Annotated in this window: 16 protein-coding genes; 4 read left to right on the top strand and 12 right to left on the bottom strand. The window is 73.3% G+C overall.

The genetic code is table 11. The features are described from left to right. Positions 1–644: 644 nt before the first annotated feature. From H489_RS21825 to H489_RS0118230, 6 genes are all read right to left on the bottom strand, one after another. Positions 645–1,430 (bottom strand): ABC transporter ATP-binding protein, encoded by a 786-nt coding sequence (locus H489_RS21825; protein ID WP_017885783.1) that lies wholly within the window; start codon positions 1,428–1,430, stop codon positions 645–647. Continuing rightward, the gene (locus H489_RS21820; RefSeq protein ID WP_017885782.1) at positions 1,427–2,275 is read right to left on the bottom strand and encodes an ABC transporter ATP-binding protein; all 849 of its coding nucleotides are present in this window, start codon (positions 2,273–2,275) and stop codon (positions 1,427–1,429) included. The genes H489_RS21825 and H489_RS21820 overlap by 4 nt, the downstream gene beginning before the upstream one ends. Beyond that, complete coding sequence (locus H489_RS21815) at positions 2,272–3,156, bottom strand: ABC transporter permease (RefSeq protein WP_017885781.1); 885 nt, start codon at positions 3,154–3,156, stop codon at positions 2,272–2,274. The genes H489_RS21820 and H489_RS21815 overlap by 4 nt, the downstream gene beginning before the upstream one ends. Then, positions 3,153–4,106: an ABC transporter permease gene (locus H489_RS21810; RefSeq protein WP_017885780.1), complete on the bottom strand. Its 954-nt coding sequence runs from the start codon at positions 4,104–4,106 to the stop codon at positions 3,153–3,155. Before H489_RS21810 ends, H489_RS21815 begins: the two co-directional genes overlap by 4 nt. 70 nt (positions 4,107–4,176) lie before the next feature. Further along, complete coding sequence (locus H489_RS21805) at positions 4,177–5,721, bottom strand: ABC transporter substrate-binding protein (RefSeq protein ID WP_017885779.1); 1,545 nt, start codon at positions 5,719–5,721, stop codon at positions 4,177–4,179. 58 nt (positions 5,722–5,779) lie between these two features. Beyond that, a complete protein-coding gene (locus tag H489_RS0118230) occupies positions 5,780–6,727 on the bottom strand; it encodes an alpha/beta fold hydrolase (RefSeq protein WP_017885778.1) in 948 nt (315 codons plus the stop codon). Positions 6,728–6,793: 66 nt separating this feature from the next. Here H489_RS0118230 and H489_RS21800 point away from each other — a divergent pair, with 66 nt between their 5' ends. Continuing rightward, positions 6,794–7,696: a siderophore-interacting protein gene (locus H489_RS21800; protein WP_235045646.1), complete on the top strand. Its 903-nt coding sequence runs from the start codon at positions 6,794–6,796 to the stop codon at positions 7,694–7,696. Beyond that, positions 7,696–8,514 (top strand): ABC transporter ATP-binding protein, encoded by an 819-nt coding sequence (locus tag H489_RS21795; protein WP_017885776.1) that lies wholly within the window; start codon positions 7,696–7,698, stop codon positions 8,512–8,514. The genes H489_RS21800 and H489_RS21795 overlap by 1 nt, the downstream gene beginning before the upstream one ends. A 909-nt stretch (positions 8,515–9,423) precedes the next feature. Here the strand turns inward: H489_RS21795 and H489_RS21790 are convergent. The 5 genes from H489_RS21790 to H489_RS38720 form a co-directional block, all read right to left on the bottom strand. After that, positions 9,424–9,780: a hypothetical protein gene (locus tag H489_RS21790; protein WP_017885775.1), complete on the bottom strand. Its 357-nt coding sequence runs from the start codon at positions 9,778–9,780 to the stop codon at positions 9,424–9,426. Between the two features lie 2 nt (positions 9,781–9,782). Then, entirely contained in the window at positions 9,783–11,186 is a 1,404-nt protein-coding gene (locus tag H489_RS21785) for a dihydrolipoyl dehydrogenase family protein (RefSeq protein WP_017885774.1), read from the bottom strand. A 55-nt stretch (positions 11,187–11,241) separates the two neighbouring features. Continuing rightward, positions 11,242–12,063: an arginase family protein gene (locus H489_RS21780; protein WP_017885773.1), complete on the bottom strand. Its 822-nt coding sequence runs from the start codon at positions 12,061–12,063 to the stop codon at positions 11,242–11,244. Positions 12,064–12,107: 44 nt separating this feature from the next. Beyond that, positions 12,108–12,833: a PspA/IM30 family protein gene (locus tag H489_RS21775; protein WP_017885772.1), complete on the bottom strand. Its 726-nt coding sequence runs from the start codon at positions 12,831–12,833 to the stop codon at positions 12,108–12,110. Between the two features lie 90 nt (positions 12,834–12,923). Further along, the gene (locus H489_RS38720) at positions 12,924–14,849 is read right to left on the bottom strand and encodes a TPM domain-containing protein (RefSeq protein WP_017885771.1); all 1,926 of its coding nucleotides are present in this window, start codon (positions 14,847–14,849) and stop codon (positions 12,924–12,926) included. 284 nt (positions 14,850–15,133) lie between these two features. Between H489_RS38720 and H489_RS21765 the strand changes: the two genes are divergently transcribed. Both H489_RS21765 and H489_RS36575 read left to right on the top strand, forming a co-directional pair. Continuing rightward, positions 15,134–15,337 (top strand): hypothetical protein, encoded by a 204-nt coding sequence (locus tag H489_RS21765; RefSeq protein ID WP_017885770.1) that lies wholly within the window; start codon positions 15,134–15,136, stop codon positions 15,335–15,337. Positions 15,338–15,409: 72 nt separating this feature from the next. Further along, complete coding sequence (locus tag H489_RS36575; RefSeq protein ID WP_017885769.1) at positions 15,410–15,964, top strand: 4'-phosphopantetheinyl transferase family protein; 555 nt, start codon at positions 15,410–15,412, stop codon at positions 15,962–15,964. Here the strand turns inward: H489_RS36575 and map are convergent. Next, on the bottom strand, positions 15,948–16,715 hold the full coding sequence (map, locus tag H489_RS21755; protein ID WP_031259118.1) for a type I methionyl aminopeptidase: 768 nt from the start codon (positions 16,713–16,715) through the stop codon (positions 15,948–15,950). The genes H489_RS36575 and map overlap by 17 nt on opposite strands. Positions 16,716–16,736 lie beyond the last annotated feature (21 nt).

The raw sequence follows: 16,736 nt of genomic DNA, 5'->3' as shown, positions 1-16,736 counted from the left end.
GCACGGTGCGGTTTCGTGCATGTGGTGCGGTGTTGCTTGTTCGGTGCGGCCTTGTAGGCCGGCTCCGTGCGGGCAAGCCCGCACGGGGTGGCGGGGCGTGCACGGTGCGGTGGACTCGTGTGCGTCTGGTCTGGAGGTGCGGGGCGGGCCGGTGCCGTGCCTCCTGGCTGGCGCACGGTGCGGTTTCGTGCACGTGGTGCGGTGTTGCTTGTTCGGTGCGGCCTTGTGGGCCGGCTCCGTGCGGGCAAGCCCGCACGGAGTGGCGGGGCACGCACGGTGCGGTGGACTCGTGTGCGTCTGGTCGGGAGGCGCGGGCCGGTCCGGTGCCGTGCCTCCTGGCTGGCGCACGGTGCGGTTTCGTGCATGTGGTGCGGTGTTGCTTGTTCGGTGCGGCCTTGTAGGCCGGCTCCGTGCGGGCAAGCCCGCACGGGGTGGCGGGGCGTGCACGGTGCGGTGGACTCGTGTGCGTCTGGTCTGGAGGTGCGGGGCGGGCCGGTGCCGTGCCTCCTGGCTGGCGCACGGTGCGGTTTCGTGCACGTGGTGCGGTGTTGCTTGTTCGGTGCGGCCTTGTGGGCCGGCTCCGTGCGGGCAAGCCCGCACGGAGTGGCGGGGCACGCACGGTGCGCCGCCCGCCGCCCGCCCGCCTACGGCAGCGTCGGCGCCGCCGCCACCAACGCCCGCGTCACCGGGTGCTGCGGCGCATCGAGGAGCGAAACCGGCCCGTGCTCGACGACCCTGCCGTGGGACATCACCGCGACCGTGTCGCACAGCCGCTGGACGACGCCGATGTCGTGCGACACCAGCACGAGCGTCAGCCCGAGGTCGTCGGCGAGCGATCGGAACAGCTCGATCACCCGGGCGCGGACCACCACGTCGAGGGCGCTCATCGGCTCGTCGCCGAACAGGATCCGGGGCGAGTGCACCACGGCCCGGGCGATCGCGATCCGCTGCCGCTGCCCGCCGGAGAACTCGTGTGGGTACCGGTCGACCGTGTCCGCGGGCAGGTCGACGCGCTCCAGCACGGCACGCACGAGCTCGTCGTGCGACCCCGGGACCTGCAGGGCCCGCAGCGGCTCGGCGACGATCGCACCGACGCGCATCCGCGGGTCGAGGGACGCGTACGGGTCCTGGAACACCACGCCGGTCTCGCGACGGAACCAGCGCAAGGCGCGCGCGGACCGGGACGCGACCACCGGACGACCGGAGGCGGCGACGGTGCCGGCGGAAGGGCCCTCCAGGCCGGCGAGCAACCGGACCAGCGTGGACTTGCCGGATCCCGATTCGCCGACGATGCCGAGCCGTGCGCCGGGGGCGACCGTCAGGTCGACACCGTCGACGGCGGTGCGGACCGGACCGGGTTCGAACGGGCCGCGGCGGGGGAGGCGGTAGGTGCGGTGGAGACCGGTGGCCTCCAGGGCCGGGAGGGTCACGGGGCGGTCCTCCTGGCGGTGGCACGTGCGGCGTCGACGAGCGCGGCGGTGGCGGGGTGCTGCGGCGCGGCGAGCAGGTCCGCGACCCGGCCCTGCTCGACCACCCGGCCGGCGTCGAGCACGACGGCGGTGTCGGCGATGCGCGCGAGCACGGCGAGGTCGTGGGTGACGAACACCATGCCCGCGGGCAGGTGCTCGAACAGGTCGAGGATGCGTGCCTCGGTCGTGACGTCGAGCGCCGTGGTCGGTTCGTCGGCCACCAGGTACGACGGCTCGCCCGCCATCGCCATCGCGATGCAGATCCGCTGCCGCTGCCCGCCGGACAGCTGGTGCGGGTACTGCCGCAGCAGCGATTCCGGGTCGGGCAGGCCCACGGACGCCGCCAGGTCGACGGCCGCCGCGCGGGCCGCGCGACGGTCGAGCCCGCGGTGCAGGCGCAGCGGCTCGGCGATCTGCGCGCCGACCCGTCGCAACGGGTCGAGCGCGGTGCCCGGCTCCTGGAACACCATCGCGATGCCCGATCCGCGGTGTCGCGCGCGCTCGCGGTCGGGCAGGCCGACGAGTTCGGTGCCGTCCAGGCGGACGCTGCCGGTCACGACGGCGCCGGTGGGCGCAAGGCCCATCAGGGCGAGCGAGGTCATCGACTTGCCGGATCCGCTCGCGCCGATCACGCCGACGCGCTGGCCGGGAGGCACGGTGAAGCTGACGTCGTCGAGGATCGTCCGCCCCGTGATGCGGACCGACAACCCGCGCACCTCGAGCCCGGAGGCTGCGGTGGTCGCGTCGGTGCCGGCTGGGCCGGCTGGGCCGGCTGGGCCGGATCCGGCGCGTGCGTCGGCGGTCATGCGGTCACCCCCGGGGTGGTCGTCGCCGGATCGCTGTGACGGTCGTCGGTGCTGCGGTCGCTCGTCGTCAGCCGCGGGTCGGAGGCGTCGCGCACCGCGTCGCCGAGCAGCGAGAGTGCCGCGACGACGAGGGCGATGGCGGCGCCCGGCCAGGTCGCACTCCACGGGTGGACCCCGATGTAGGTCTGCAGGTCGGACAGCAGGCTGCCCCACGACGCGGTGTCCGACCCTGCGCCGTAGCCCAGGTAGGACAGCCCGGCCTCGGCGAGCACGGCCGTGGCCATCGCGAGCGACAGCTGCACGGTGAACAGCGGCGCCGCGTTCGGCACCAGGTGGCGGAACAGCACCCCGGCACCGCCGACGCCCGATGCCCGCGCCGCGGTGACGTAGTCGCTCCGGGCGATCCGCCGGATCTCGCCGCGGGCAACGCGGGCGATCGTGACGCCGAAGGACAGCCCGACGCTGACGATCACCACGCCGAGCGACCCGCCGAACACCGCGGTCAGGAGCATCGCGGTGAGCAGGGTCGGGAACGCCACCAGGATGTCGAGCAGGACCGCGGTGCCCTCGCGCACCCAGCGTGCGGTGAGCGAACCGATCGCGGTGAGGACGATGCCGACGACGCTCGCGATCACGCCGGAGCCGACGGCGACGAGCACGGTGGTGCGGGTGCCGGCGAGCAGGTAGCTGGCGATGTCGCGGCCGGCGGCGTCGGTGCCGAACCAGTGCGCGGCGCTCGGTCCCTCCCACTGGTGGAACGGATCGGCGCGGAACGGGTCCTGCGGCGTCCAGACGAGCGACACGGCGGCGAGCACGACCAACAGGCCGAGCACGACGACGGCGAAGACCCCGGTCGGTCGGGACACCAGGCGGCGGATCATCCCTGCACCTCGCGCTGTCGGGGGTCGAGGGTGCGGTGCACGACGTCGACGGCGAACCCGACGAGCAGCACGAGCCCCGTGAGCACGAGCAGTTCGGACTGCACCTTGGTGATGTCACGGCGGCCGACGTCGGTCACGAGCATCCGACCGACCCCGGGCAGCGAGAACAGCTGTTCGACGACGACGGCCCCGACGAGGAGCCCGGCGATCTGCACCCCGAGGACGGCGAGCACCGTCAGGGCGACGCTCGGCAGCCCGTGACGGAGCAGGGCCTGCGTGCGGGTGAGGCCGATCGCGGCCGCGGTGCGCAGGTGGTCGGCGTCGAGGACGGAGAGCGTGGCGGAGCGGGTGAACCGCAGGATCACGGCCCCCTCGACAGCACCGATGGTCAGCGCGGGCAGCACGAGCGACGCGAACGCCCGCCCGGGTTCCGACCAGCCGTCGAGCGGGAAGCCCTGCGTCGGCAGCCAGTGCAGCGTCACGGCGAACAGCGCGACCAGGAGCATGCCGGCCCACACGACGGGCACGGCGGCGACGGCCTGTGCGACGAACCCGATGACGGCGCCTCCCGGGCGGCGACGGAGCACCGCGGCGACGACCCCGAGCGGGACGCCGATCACCAGGGCGGTCACCAGCGACATCGCGGCGAGCGGCAGGGTGATCGCGAGCTTCTGCGCGATCTCCGGAGCGACGGCACCGTTCGTCACCAGGGAACGGCCCAGGTCGCCGCGGAACACCCCGCCGATCCAGTCGAGGTACTGCACCACGACGGGCCGGTCGAGTCCGAGCTGCTGGCGGAGCTGCTCCACCTGCGCCGGGGTCGACTGCGTGCCGGCGACGACCTGGGCGACGTCACCGGGCAGCACGCGGAGCGTGGCGAAGATGATGACGCTCGCCACGAGCAGGCCGACGACGAGCAGGAGCGCCCGCCCGATGAGGAACCGGGTCACGACACCGATGCTACGGGGAGGGAGTGCGCACCGGGCACGCGGCCGCTCCGTGCCGTGGTGTGGCTCCGCCTCACTTGACCGCGAGCTTCGACAGGTCGAGGCGCGAGTTGCCGCCGTCGACCGGGAAGCCCGTCACGCCGGAGCGCACCGCGGTGATCTCGGTCGCCGTGTAGAGCCACTCGCCGGCCGCGTCCTCACTGACGATGCGTGCGGCCTTCCGCAGTGCCTCGGTCTTGGTGGCCTCGTCGGTCGCCGCGATCGACCGGGCGTACAGCGCCTGCACCTTCGGGTTGTCGTAGCCGAAGTAGTAGTCCGGGTTCGCCCAGTTGCCGAAGTCACGCGCCTCGACGTGGTCGACCATCGACAGGTCGAAGTCCCGCTCGCCGGACTTCGGCGCCTGGAACACCGAGGACAGCCAGGTGGCGAAGTCGACGCGCTTGACGGTCAGGGTGATCCCGACGTCGGCGAGCTGGGACTTCAGCACGTCGCCGATGGTGGTCGGGTAGATGTTCGCGTAGGTGAGCGTCAGCTTCAGGTCCTGCTGCCCGGCGGCGGCGAGGAGCTTCTTCGCGTTCGCGGGGTCGTACGCGTCGATGTTGGTCAGGTCCTCGTAGCCGGGGTCGAGCTCCGGGATCGGGCCGCCCTGCTCCACGCCGGTGCCGCCGATCGCCTTGATGAGCGCCTTCGCGTCGATCGCCTGCCGGATCGCCTGGCGCACGCGCTTGTCGGTGAAGGGTTCCTTGCGGTCGTTGAACGCCAGCGTGTACTTGTCGGTCGTCTTGCCGCTGTGCAGCGTGATGTCGCCGTTGCCCTGCAGCTGGCTCTTCAGGGTGCCGTCGACCGGGTTCAGGACGTCGAGGTCACCGTTCGCCATCGCGTTGACGGCGGTCGACGGGTCGGTGATGTACCGGAAGACGATCTTCGCGACCTTCGCCTTCGTGCCCCAGTAGTCCTCGTTGCGGTCGAAGGTGAGCGAGTCGCCCTGCTTCCAGTCCGCCACCTCGAACGGACCGGTGCCGTTCGCACTGTCGGACAGGTCGTTGTCCGCGGCCTTCTCGAGCACCAGGCCGGCGCGACCGGTCAGGTTCCAGAGCAGGTCGGAGTCGGGCTTGGCGAGTTGCAGCACGACGGAGTCCGCGGACGGCGAGGTGATCGACGTGACGCCCGCGAGCTTGGCCGAGTCGACGTACGAGTCGTTCGACTTGACCTGCTCGAGCGACCACACGACGTCGGCCGCGGTGACCGGCTTGCCGTCCTGGAACGTCGTGCCGTCCCGCAGCGTGAACGTGTACGTCAGGCCGTCGTCGGACACCTGGTGCGACGAGGCCAGCACGTCGCGGACGTCGCCCTGGGCGGTCCGGCCGACGAGCCCCTGGTACACGTTGTCGATGAGCACCTGGTCGAGCGCCGCCCCGGACTGGGTGCGGATGTCGAGACTCGTCGGCTCGAGCACGAGCCCGACACGGACCGTGGCGTCCTTGCCGCCGGTGGTGTCGGACGAGCCGGAGCAGCCGGTCAGCGCGAGGGCTGCGACGACGGCGACCGCGGTGGCGGCGACGACAGCGCGCCCGGTGCGCGAGGAGCGTTCAGGACGACGGAGCAGGAGCGGACTCATGGGGTGGTGGGTTCCTTCCGGGCGCGAGGGCGGGATCGGGCCTCGCGCTCGCACGAGGCTACCGGCGGCCGGGGCCGTCCGGCGACGGTTCTTCGATCGGGTGCAACAATCCGTGCCGCCCCGCCCATGCCCGGATCGCCGACGCCAGTTCGAGGGGCGCCTGGTTCTGCACCGCGTGCCGCGAGGTCACCGTCACGATCTCGGCGTCCGGCAGACGCTCGGCGAACCCGGCGTGCAGCTTCGGGGAGACGTACCCGCGGTCGCCCCGGACGAGCAGGATCGGCACGCGCAGGGCCTCGAGGTCCGGCCACGCGTCGGCGAAGCGCCCCACCGACGACGTCCGGCCGGCGGGCAGGTGCGGGAAGTGGTGCCGGCGGACGAGCCGTCCGTCCGCACCGAGGGCCGTCGTGTGCCGGGCCTCGCGCAGCAGCACCTGCCGGTCGTCACCGACCCGAGCCTCGATCGCCCGGTCGACGACCTGCTCGAGGGACTCGAACGGCTCCTCGGCCTCGAGCGCACGGGCGATCCGGTCGACCGCACGCTGCGCGAAGTCCGGCGACATGTCGACGAGCACGAGTCCGGTGACCCGCTCCGGCGCGGTGGCCGCGAGCCGAGCCGACAGGATGGCGCCGAGCGAGTGCCCGACGACGACCCCCGGCGGCACCGCCAGTGCGTCGAGCGCGGCGAGCACGCTCGGCGCGGTCGCGGCGGCCGCGTAGTCCGCGTCCTCCCGCCACGACGACCGACCGTGGCCGGGCAGGTCGAGGGCGACCGCCGGCTCGCCCACGGCGAGTGCCGTGGTGTCGAAGCTGTGGGCGTCGATGCCGAGCCCGTGCAGGTAGGTGATCCGGGCCTCCTGGCCGACGTCGCCCCACCGGATCGCGGAGATCTCCTGACCGTCCGCGGTGCGGACCACCTGCCTGGAGGCGCGGAGCGGCGTGGTCACGCCGCTCGCGCTGGCGAGGGCGGGCAGGTCGGCGAATTCGTCGTCGGGGGCTTCGGACACGGGGACGATCCTCGCACCGTTCCGGGGGCCTGGAGACGTTAGGTAAGGCATGCCATACTCGGTTCCGTGGCAACCCGGTATCGCGTCTTCTCCGTCCGTGTGGCCGCCGTGACGTCGCTCACCCCGAACTTCGTCCGGGTGACACTGACGGGCGACGCGCTCGCCGACTTCTCCTCGGTCGGTCTCGACCAGCGGATCAAGATCGTGCTGCCCCTGCCCGGCATCGGCTTCTCCGAACTGCCCGAGGACGAGGACTGGTACGCCGCCTGGCGCGCGCTGCCGGACGAGACCCGGAACCCGCTCCGCACGTACACGGTCCGTTCGTTCCGGCCGGACGCCCGCGAGCTCGACATCGACTTCGTCGCGCACGGCGACACCGGTCCGGCGTCGCGCTGGGTTTCGGCGTGCCGCGTCGGTGACGAGCTGCGCATCGTCGGGCCGCGCGTGCCCGAGTCGCCGGAGGACCTGCCGACCGGTGCCGCCGAGTTCGCTCCCGGGCACGCGAACCGGATCCTGCTCGCCGGGGACGAGACCGCCGCACCGGCGATCTGCGCCATCCTCGAAGCCCTCGACGTCTCGACCGTCGGCCACGTCTTCATCGAGGTGCCCACCGACGCCGACCGGCTGCCCGTCAGCGCGCCCGCCGGGGTCGAGGTCCGCTGGATCGCCCGGAACGGCGCCACGCACGGCGTCCGGATGACCGACCAGGTGCACGCCTGGGCCTCCACCGTCGCACCAGCCGTTGCCGCCGCGTGCGAGCCGGCCGCCGAGCTCACCGACGTCGACGTCGACGAGCAGGTGCTGTGGGACGTCCCCGCCGCGGTCGACGATCGTCCCGTGTACGCGTGGATCGCGGGCGAGGCCGGCTGCGTCAAGGAACTCCGCCGCCACCTGGTGCGCGGCGTCGGCATCGACCGCAAGCAGGTCGCGTTCATGGGCTACTGGCGGCACGGCAAGGCCGAGCACTGATGCCGACCGCGGGTGCCGCGCACGGCCCGGTCCCGACCACCGCGCTGGGCGCCCGCGGGCTGACCCTGGCGTACGACGACCGGGTCGTGGTGGACACGCTCGACGTCGACATCCCCGACGGTGAGCTGACGGTCATCGTCGGCCCGAACGCCTGCGGCAAGTCGACGCTGCTGAAGTCCTTCGCCCGCACCCTGAAGCCCCGTGCCGGCACGGTGTACCTCGACGGTGCGCCGATCGACTCGTACCGCCCGAAGGCCGTCGCCCGCCGGGTCGGGATGCTCCCGCAGACCCCGATCGCCCCCGACGGCATCACCGTGCGCGACCTCGTGTCCCGGGGCCGGTTCCCGCACCAGGACCTGCTGCACCCGTCGTCCGGGTCCGACCGGCAGGCCGTGCAGGCCGCACTCGAGCAGACGTCGACGGTGGAACTCGCCGATCGCAGTGTCGACGAGCTCTCCGGCGGGCAGCGGCAGCGGGTGTGGATCGCGATGGTGCTCGCGCAGCAGACCGACATCGTGCTGCTCGACGAGCCGACGACGTTCCTCGACATCGCGCACCAGTACGACGTGCTCGAACTCGCCTCGACGCTGCACGCCGCCGGCCGCACGGTCGTCGCGGTGCTGCACGACCTGAACCAGGCCGCCCGCTACGCCACCCACGTCATCGCGATGCGCGACGGTGCGATCGTCGCTTCGGGGGAGCCGTCGTCGGTGCTCACCGCGGACCTCGTCGAGGACGTCTTCGGTCTGCCGTGCGTCGTCGTCCCCGACCCCGAGACCGGCACGCCGCTCGTGGTGCCGCGGCGGCCCGCGGCCTGACGCGCGGCGGCTGGGCTGGCGGCCGGGCGGGGGCCGGGCGGCGGCCGGGGGGGGCTGGTCACAACTCGTCGTGGGCCGGGCACCGAGTGGTCACGAACCGTCGGCTGGCGGCGCCGCGGGCGACGGTCTGCGACCGCTCGCCGCGCGCCCGACGGGGTGTTGCGACCGGCCGTGGCCCTGTCCCGGCGCCGCCACGCGCCTCCAGGCCGTCGGCCGGTCGCGTTTCGTCGCCTGGCCCGCCTGCTGCCGAGTGGTCACGACTCGTCGTGGGCCGCGCGTCGTGTGGTCAGGAACCGTCGGCTGGCGGCGCCGCAGGCGACGGTCTGCGACCGCGCGGCGCGGGCCCGGCGGGGTGTTGCGACCGGTGCGCGGGTGCAGTGGGGTGGGGCGCGGCGGCCGGGAGGCCCGTGACGGCGCCGGCACGCGCCTCCAGGCCGTCGGCCGGTCGCGGTTCGTCGCCTAGCCGGCCCGCCGCCGAGTGGTCACGACACGTCGTGGGCCAGCGCGCGAGTGGTCAGGAACCGTCGGCTGGCGGCGCCGCAGGCGACGGTCTGCGACCGCTCGCTGCGCGCCTGGCGGGTTGTTGCGACCCGCGACCGGGTGCAGTGGGGTGGGGCGCGGTGGCCGGGAGGCGCGTGGCGGCGCCGCCACGCGCCTCCAGGCCGTCGGCTGGTCGCGTTTCGTCGCCTGGAGCCCGCCTGCCGCCGAGTGGTCACGACTCGTCGTGGGCTGCACGTCGTGTGGTCACGAACCGTCGGCTGGCGGCGCCGCAGGCGACGGTCTGCGACCGCTCGCCGCGCGCCCTGCGGGGTGTTGTGACCGACCGGGCCCCGGCCGGCCGGCTCAGCGAGGCCGCACGAACTGCCGCCCGACGGACGTCGCGGCCACAAGTTCGCGCACCCGCACCCGTCAGCGGTACCCGCCGTCCTCCAGGCCGGCCTCGACCTCGAAGCGGTTCCGCAGCGGATCCCGGCCGGCGACGGCGTAGAGCAGCGGCATGAGCATGCCGTACCGCCGCCACTGCTCGACGTGCACCCGCTCGTGCCGGAGCACCCGCGGGCCGTCGTTGTCGCGGGTCAGGTACACCGAGCCGACGCAGGTGCCGCCTCGACGGAAGACCCAGCGTGGGAGCCCCGTGCAGACCACGAGCCCGTCGACCACCCGGATCCGCCCGGTCGACAGCGGGACGCCCACGGCGAGCCCGACGGCCGTCGCGAACACCCATCCCGCCCGGGACACGGGGGAGTCGAGCAGCGGGTTGCGCACGCTCAGGCCGGGCGGCCGTAGGTCTCGAGCAGGCGCAGCCAGACCTCGTTCATCGTGGGGTAGGCGGGCACCGCGTGCCACAGGCGGTCGATCGGGACCTCGCCCACGACGGCGACGGTGGCGCCGTGCAGCATCTCGGCGACGTCCTGGCCGACGAACGTGACGCCCACGACGACCCGGCGGTCCTCGTCGACGACCATCTTCGCGCGGCCCGTGTAACCGTCGGCCTGCAGCGAGGACCCGGCGATCGCACCGAGGTCGTACTCGACGGCGCGGACGTTCAGCCCCTGCTCACGGGCCTTCGCCTCGGTCAGGCCGACGCTCGCGACCTCGGGGTCGGTGAACGTGACCTGCGGCGCGGCGGCGTGGTCGGCGGTGGCGACGTGCGCACCCCACGGCTCGGTGTGCAGCGGCGTGCCCTGGTACCGGGCGGCGATCGCTTCGCCGGCGGCGCGGGCCTGGTACTTGCCTTGGTGGGTGAGCAGGACGCGGTGGTTGACGTCGCCGACGGCGTACAGCCAGTCGGTGCCGTGCACGAGCATCGTGTCGTCGACGTCGAGCCAGTCTCCGGCGGTCAGGCCGACCGTCTCGAGCCCGAGGTCGCGTGTGTGGGCGGCGCGGCCGGTGGCGGCGAGCACCTCGCTCGTGATGACCGTGGTGCCGTCGTCGAGTTCCGTCGTGACGAGGCCGTGCTCGTCACGGTCGACGCGGACCGGGTTGACGCCGGTGCGGACGTCGACACCGAGTTCGCCCAGGGAGTCGGCGACGAGTTCCCCGGCGAAGGGCTCCATGCCGCCGAGCAGGCCGTGCCGGGCGACGAGGGTGACCTTCGCGCCGAGCGAGGCCCACGCGGTGGCGAGTTCGGAGCCGGAGACGCCGCCGCCGATGACGAGCAGGCTCTCGGGGACCTGCTGGGCGCTGGTGCCCTCGCGGGTGCCCCACGGCTTCGCGTCGGCGAGACCGGGCACCGGGGGCAGCGTGTGCAGGGAACCGGTGACGACCGCGACGGCAGCACGGGCGGTGTGCGTCTCGCCGTCGACGTCGATGGTCTTCGGTCCGGTGATGCGGGCGTGCCCGCGGATCAGGTCGATGCCGGCGGACTCGAGCCACGAGACCTGGCTGTCGTCCTTCCAGTCCGAGGTGAACGAGTTGCGGCGGGCCAGCACGTGGGCGGCGTCGAGCGTGCCGGTCACGGCCTGCTTCGCACCGTCGAGCCGCTTGGCCGCGGCGAGGGCGTGTCCGCTGCGCAGGAGTGCCTTCGAGGGCATGCACGCCCAGTACGAGCATTCGCCGCCGACGAGCTCGGCCTCCACGATGGCGACCGACAGGTCGCGCTTCCTGGCGTAGTCCGCCACGTTCTCGCCGACTGCGCCGGCGCCGATCACGATGAGGTCGTAGTCCGTCATGCGGCCGAGCGTACGCGGACCGGCATGGGGTGCGCCGGGCACGCGGGGTGCGTGGTCAACCCACCCGGGAGGCGCTGGTCACCGCGCCGACGACGCGCAGGATCACGCCGAGGTCGTCCACTGCACGGCCCGGGTCGACGGGCGCGAACCCGGTGAGTGCGGCGCCGACGAGGCGCCGGCCGCGCGTCGCGGCCTGGATGCGCTCGACGAGCGCTGCGCCGTCGAGGCCGAACGGCACGGGTTCGAGCAGTCCGTCGACCTCGGACGGGTCGAGGACGTCGAGGTCGACGTGCACGAACACGGACGACGCACCGGTGCGCTCGACCCCTGCGGCGAGGGCGTCCGGTGTGGCGGCGTCGACGTCGAGGTGCACGATCCCGGCCTTGTCGAGGGCGGCGCGCTCGGCGTCCTCGACCCCGCGGACCCCGGCGACGACGACCGAGGACGCCGGCACCACCGGCAGGCCGGGGAACAGGTCGTCGGGGCGGTCGACCAGCAGACGCAGGGCGGCGGTCTCGGCGGCGACGGGCTGGGCACGGTTGAGCGCGCGGTACCCGCTGGAGCCGGAGATCCGGACGAACGCGGTGTCCGGCAGAAGGGCGGCGGTCGCGCCGAGGACACTGGCGCCGTCACCGCCGACGACGAGCACCGGTTCGGTGGCGACGGCGGTCTCCTCCGCGACGCGTTCGGCGACGGCGAGCACCGAGGTGTAGCGGGCGACCGCGGTCTCGAGGCGGTCTCCGGCGCCGGCGGGGACGTCGACCACGGTGGTGGACGCCCGGGGGAGGTCGGCGGCGATCGCCGACGCGCCGTCACCCAGGCGCATCGCGCGTGACGACGCCGAACCCTGCCACTGACCGACCACGAGGAAGTGCATCGTCTCAGTCTGTCAGCTGGGGTCCGGCGTCGTCAGGGTGTTCGTCAGATGCTCGAGGATCCGCCGGACTTCAGCGCGGCGAGCCGTGCCTCGACCTCGGCGTCCTTGCCGACGTCCTCGAGGCTCTCGAACTGGGCGTCGAGGCTCGACGACTGCAGCTCCTGCTGGCCGAGCACCTTCGCCTCTTCGCGGCGGACCTTCTCCTCGAAGCGGCCGAGGTCGCTCGTCGGGTCGAGCACGTCGATGTTGCCGAGGGCGTCGTTGACGCGGGACTGGGCCTCGGCGGTCTTCGAGCGGGCGACGAGGTTGTCCCGCTTCGCGCGGAGCTGCTCGAGCTTCTGCTCCATGCCGGCGAGACCGGTCTTGAGCTTCTCGACGGCCTCGTTCTGCGACGCCAGGTTCGGCTCGGCGTCCTTGACCTCCTGCTCGGCAGCGATCTGCTTGCCGATCGCGATCTTGGCGAGGTTGTCGAACTTGTCGGCCTCGGCCGACTTGCCCTCGGAGCGGTACTTGTCGGCTGCGGTGGAGGCGTTGGCGGCCTTCTGGCCCCACTCGACCGCGGCCTTCTTGTCCTCCTCGTGGTCCTGCTCGAGCAGGCGGACGTTGCCGATGGTCTGCGCGATCGCGGTCTTCGCGTCGGCGATGTTGTTCGTGTAGTCGCGGACGAGCTGGTCCAGCATCTTCTGCGGGTCCTCGGCGTCGTCGATGATCTGGTTGATGTTCGCGCGCACGAGGGTGGAGATGCGTCCGAAGATGGTCTGCTTGGCCATTGCTGTTCCCTTTCGTGGAAGTCCTGTGGACGGTGTTGTCGGGTCGGGTCGGGTCGTGTCTGGTTCTGGGTGCCGGGGGAGTCCGTCGGGTCAGAAGCGGCCACCGCCGGAGAAGCCGCCGCCCCCGCCGCCGCCACCTCCGCCGAAGCCGCCACCGCCGCTGAAGCCGCCGCCGCCACCGAAGCCGCCGCCCCCGAAGGAACCGCCGCCGTAGCTGCCACCGCGACCGCCGAGCAGGCCGCCGAGGACGAGTCCGGTGACGAGTCCGCCGAGCTGGGCGCCGCCACCGCCTCCGCCCTGACCGCCGCCCCAGCCGCCCAGGTCGTCGTTCGCGGCGTCCATCGCGGCTGCGGCGTACTGCTCGGCCGCGCGCGCGGCGTTCAGCGCCTGGCCGGGGTTGCTCGGGGCGAGTTCGACGGCGTCGTCGTAGGCACGCTGGGCCTCGGACAGTCGCGTCCGGGCGGTCGGGCCGATGCCGCCGCGGTGCAGGGAGACGTAGTCGCGGGCCTGGCTGATCCGGTTCCGGGCGTCGCGCAGGGCGGCGTCGAGTGCCTGGGTGGCGCGCTGGCGCTGTTCCTCGGCACCCCGTGCCGCGGCGATGGCCTGGTCGATCTCGGTGTTCGCCCGGGTCAGCGCGTCGACGGCGGCGACCGGGTCCTTCGGGTCGAGCCCCTGGCGGAGCACGGCTTCGGCGCGGGTGACCGCTGCGGCGAGGTCCGGACCGCCGGAGCGCAGGCTGCGGGCGGCGGCGACGTCGCCCTGGATGTCGATGCGCATCGCCGCGGCGCGGGCGGTGGCCTCGTCGAAGGACTGCTCGGCGGCGAGTGCGCCGTCGGTGAGCTGCTGCACCTGGGCGAGGGCGTGCTGGGCGTCGCGCACGGCGACGACCGCCTCGCCCTTGTCGCCGGCGGCGATCGAGGCGGTGGCCGCGTTCGAGCGTTCGGTCGCGAAGGCGAGCACCTGGTGGGCCTGGTCGACGTTGTTCGCCACGGTTGCGAGGGTGCGGCCGGTGTAGCGGGCGCGGACGCGGTCGAGTGCGGCGGCTGCCGACCCCACCGAGGCCGGTGCGGCGGCCACGGCCTGGGCGAGCGACGCGGCGGCGTCCTCGACGCCGTCCTCGAGCGAGCGGAGCTGGTCGAACGCCTCGGTCTGTTCCTCGATCGCGGCGTGCGCCCGTTCGCAGATGACGATGATCTGGTTCGCCCACTCGGCGCGCTGCTGGGGGGTGTCGGGGATCTCGTCGTCGAGCTGCTGCCGGATCGTGAAGGCCTTGCGGACCTCGCGCTGGGCGGCCTGCACGGCGTCGGCGAAGGGCTTGGCGGCGTCGGGGCCGAACTGCGCGCTCGCGAACCCGACCTCTTGCTCGGCGGTGCGGAGTTCGTCGTCGATCGTGACCAGGGCGCCGCCGGCGCTGCGTTCGAGGTCGGCGAGCGAGGCTTCCTGTGCCTCGGTGGCTGCGGCGGTGCGGCGCTTGTTGCGGGTCCGGACGACCAGGACCACGACGACGAGTCCGACGACCACGACGAGCAGCAGGATCCACAGCCAGGTGAGGTCGACCGGGGCCTGCGACTGGGTCAGCCCGTCGGCGAAGGCCACGGCGGCGCCGGACCAGTCATCCTGCTTGAGCCGGGGCAGCAGCGAATCGTCGACGGCGTTCTGCACGTCGGACTCCGAGATCGCGGTCTCGTTCGTCTGCTGCACGTCGTAGTTGCGCTCGGTGACCGCGACCGAGAGCAGGATGCCGTCGCTGTCGATCTGGTTCTTCTCGAGCACCGCCCGACCCCACTCGGTGTGGTCGGTTGGATCGGAGAAGGAGGGCACGAACACGACGTACAGCTGTGTCTGCGTCTCGGCGTACAGGTCTTGCACGGCCTGTTCGACCCGCGCCTGCTGTGGTGCGGTCAGCGCGTCGGCCTCGTCGAGGACGTACGTCCCGCCCAGGTCGACGGGAGCCGTGGCGTGGGCGGTCGCTGCCGGAGCCAGGACGATCAGCATCGCGACGAGGGCGGCCGTCACACGGCTCCACAGCCGCGTTGTCCCCCTGTGCCCGCTCGATCCGTCCGTGTCCGATCCGTGCTGGACCGCTCGCATCCGTCCTCCGTCCGTCGCCGGTCGGTACCCCGTGGCACCGCCCCGGACCGCGCCACGAGGGCGCTGTCGCCCGGAGTCTATCCAGGCCACGCAGGGGCACCGCCAGACTCTGGGGGAACGCTCCGGAGGGTGCTTCCTGTGGACGTCTTGTCCCCCGTACCGGGGTATGCTGGCGCCACTGTTCGAGGATGAACGGAAGGGGAAGAACGATGGAACGCACCACGAGCACCGAGGTCGTCCCGCTCGAGGACGGCTACCACCGGGTGTCGACTCCGGCGACGGGCGTGATCGGTTTCGTGCGCGAGCACGACGGCCGCTACGAGGTCCTGCGCGGACGAGTCCGCCAGGCGACCCGCTCCGAGGGTCAGTACAGCACCATGAACGTCGCGCTCATCGCGCTGACGCACGCCTGATCCGCTCTGGGCCGGGCCACACGACCGACGGGCGCTGCCCGGTTCGGTGAGCCGCGCCTCCAGGCCGTCACCGTGACCATCCGGACACCGGGCGCTGCGCGCGCGGACGACCGGGAGGCACTGGTCGCCGCCGTCGCGTCGGCGACGGGTGCCGAGCCGGTCGCCGTGCGCGCGGGGCGCGTGTGCCCGCACTGCGCGGAGACCGACCACGGCCGTCCGTGGGCGAGTGCCGCGGGCGTCCCGGTCGGCGTGAGCCTGTCGCGCGCACCGGGCGTCGTCGCCCTCGCGGTCGGACCGTCGGCACTCGGTGTCGACGTCGAACGGGTGTCCCGGGTCGCCGCCGCGCCGCTCGACGCCTTCACGCCGGGGGAACTGCTCCGGGCCGGCGGGGACCCGGCGCTCCTCGCTGGCGCGTGGGCGGCCAAGGAGGCCGTGCTGAAACGCGACGGACGCGGGCTGCGCGTCGACCCGCTCGCGGTGGACGTCGACGTGGTCGGCGGCACGGCCCGCTTCGAGGGTGTCGGACAACCGCTCACCGTGCTGTTCCCCGCGCCGGACGTGGTGCTCGTCGTCGCGGCGGGTGGCCTGCCCGTCGACGTGGTCGGGACGGTCAGCGGGGGAGCGTGAGCACCTCGGCGCCGTCCTCGGTGATCGCGATGGTGTGTTCCGTGTGGGCGGTCCGCGCTCCGGTGGCACTCCGCAGGGTCCAGCCGTCGGGGTCGGTGACCAGGACGTCGGTGTCCGCCATCACCCACGGTTCGAGCGCGAGCAGGAGCCCCGGTCGGAGCGTGTAGCCGCGGCCCGGGCGGCCGGTGTTCGACACGTGCGGGTCCTGGTGCATGGTGGAGCCGATGCCGTGTCCGCCGAACTCGACGTTCACCGGGTAGCCCGCGGCTTCGAGCACGGTGCCGATCGCGTGCGACAGGTCGCCGATGCGTGCCCCGGGTCCGGCGGCGGCGATGCCCGCGGCCAGCGCTCGCTCGGTGGCGTCGATGAGTGCGGTGTCCTCGGGGCGCGCGGTGCCGACGACGAAGCTGATCGCGGCGTCGGCGGCGATGCCGTCGAGGGAGACCGCGAGGTCGAGGGTCAGCAGGTCGCCGTCACGCAGCGCCTGATCGTGGGGCAGTCCGTGCAGGACGGCGTCGTTCACGGCGGTGCAGATGTGGTGGCCGAAGGGGCCGCGGCCGAACGAGGGGGCGTAGTCGACGTAGCAGGAGTCGGCGCCGGCGGCCTCGATCATCTCCTTCGCCCACCGATCGATCTCGAGCAGGTTCGTGCCGACGCGGGTGCGTTCGCGCAGGGTCTGCAGGATCGTGCCGACGAGGGCTCCGGTGGCGCGGCCCTTGTCGACCTCGGCGGGGGTCAGGATCTCGATCACGCGGATGATCATACCGGTATT

This window comes from Curtobacterium flaccumfaciens UCD-AKU, from assembly GCF_000349565.1.
GTDB classification, from domain to species: Bacteria; Actinomycetota; Actinomycetes; order Actinomycetales; family Microbacteriaceae; genus Curtobacterium; species Curtobacterium poinsettiae.
This window is presented reverse-complemented; position numbering and strand designations above follow the sequence as displayed.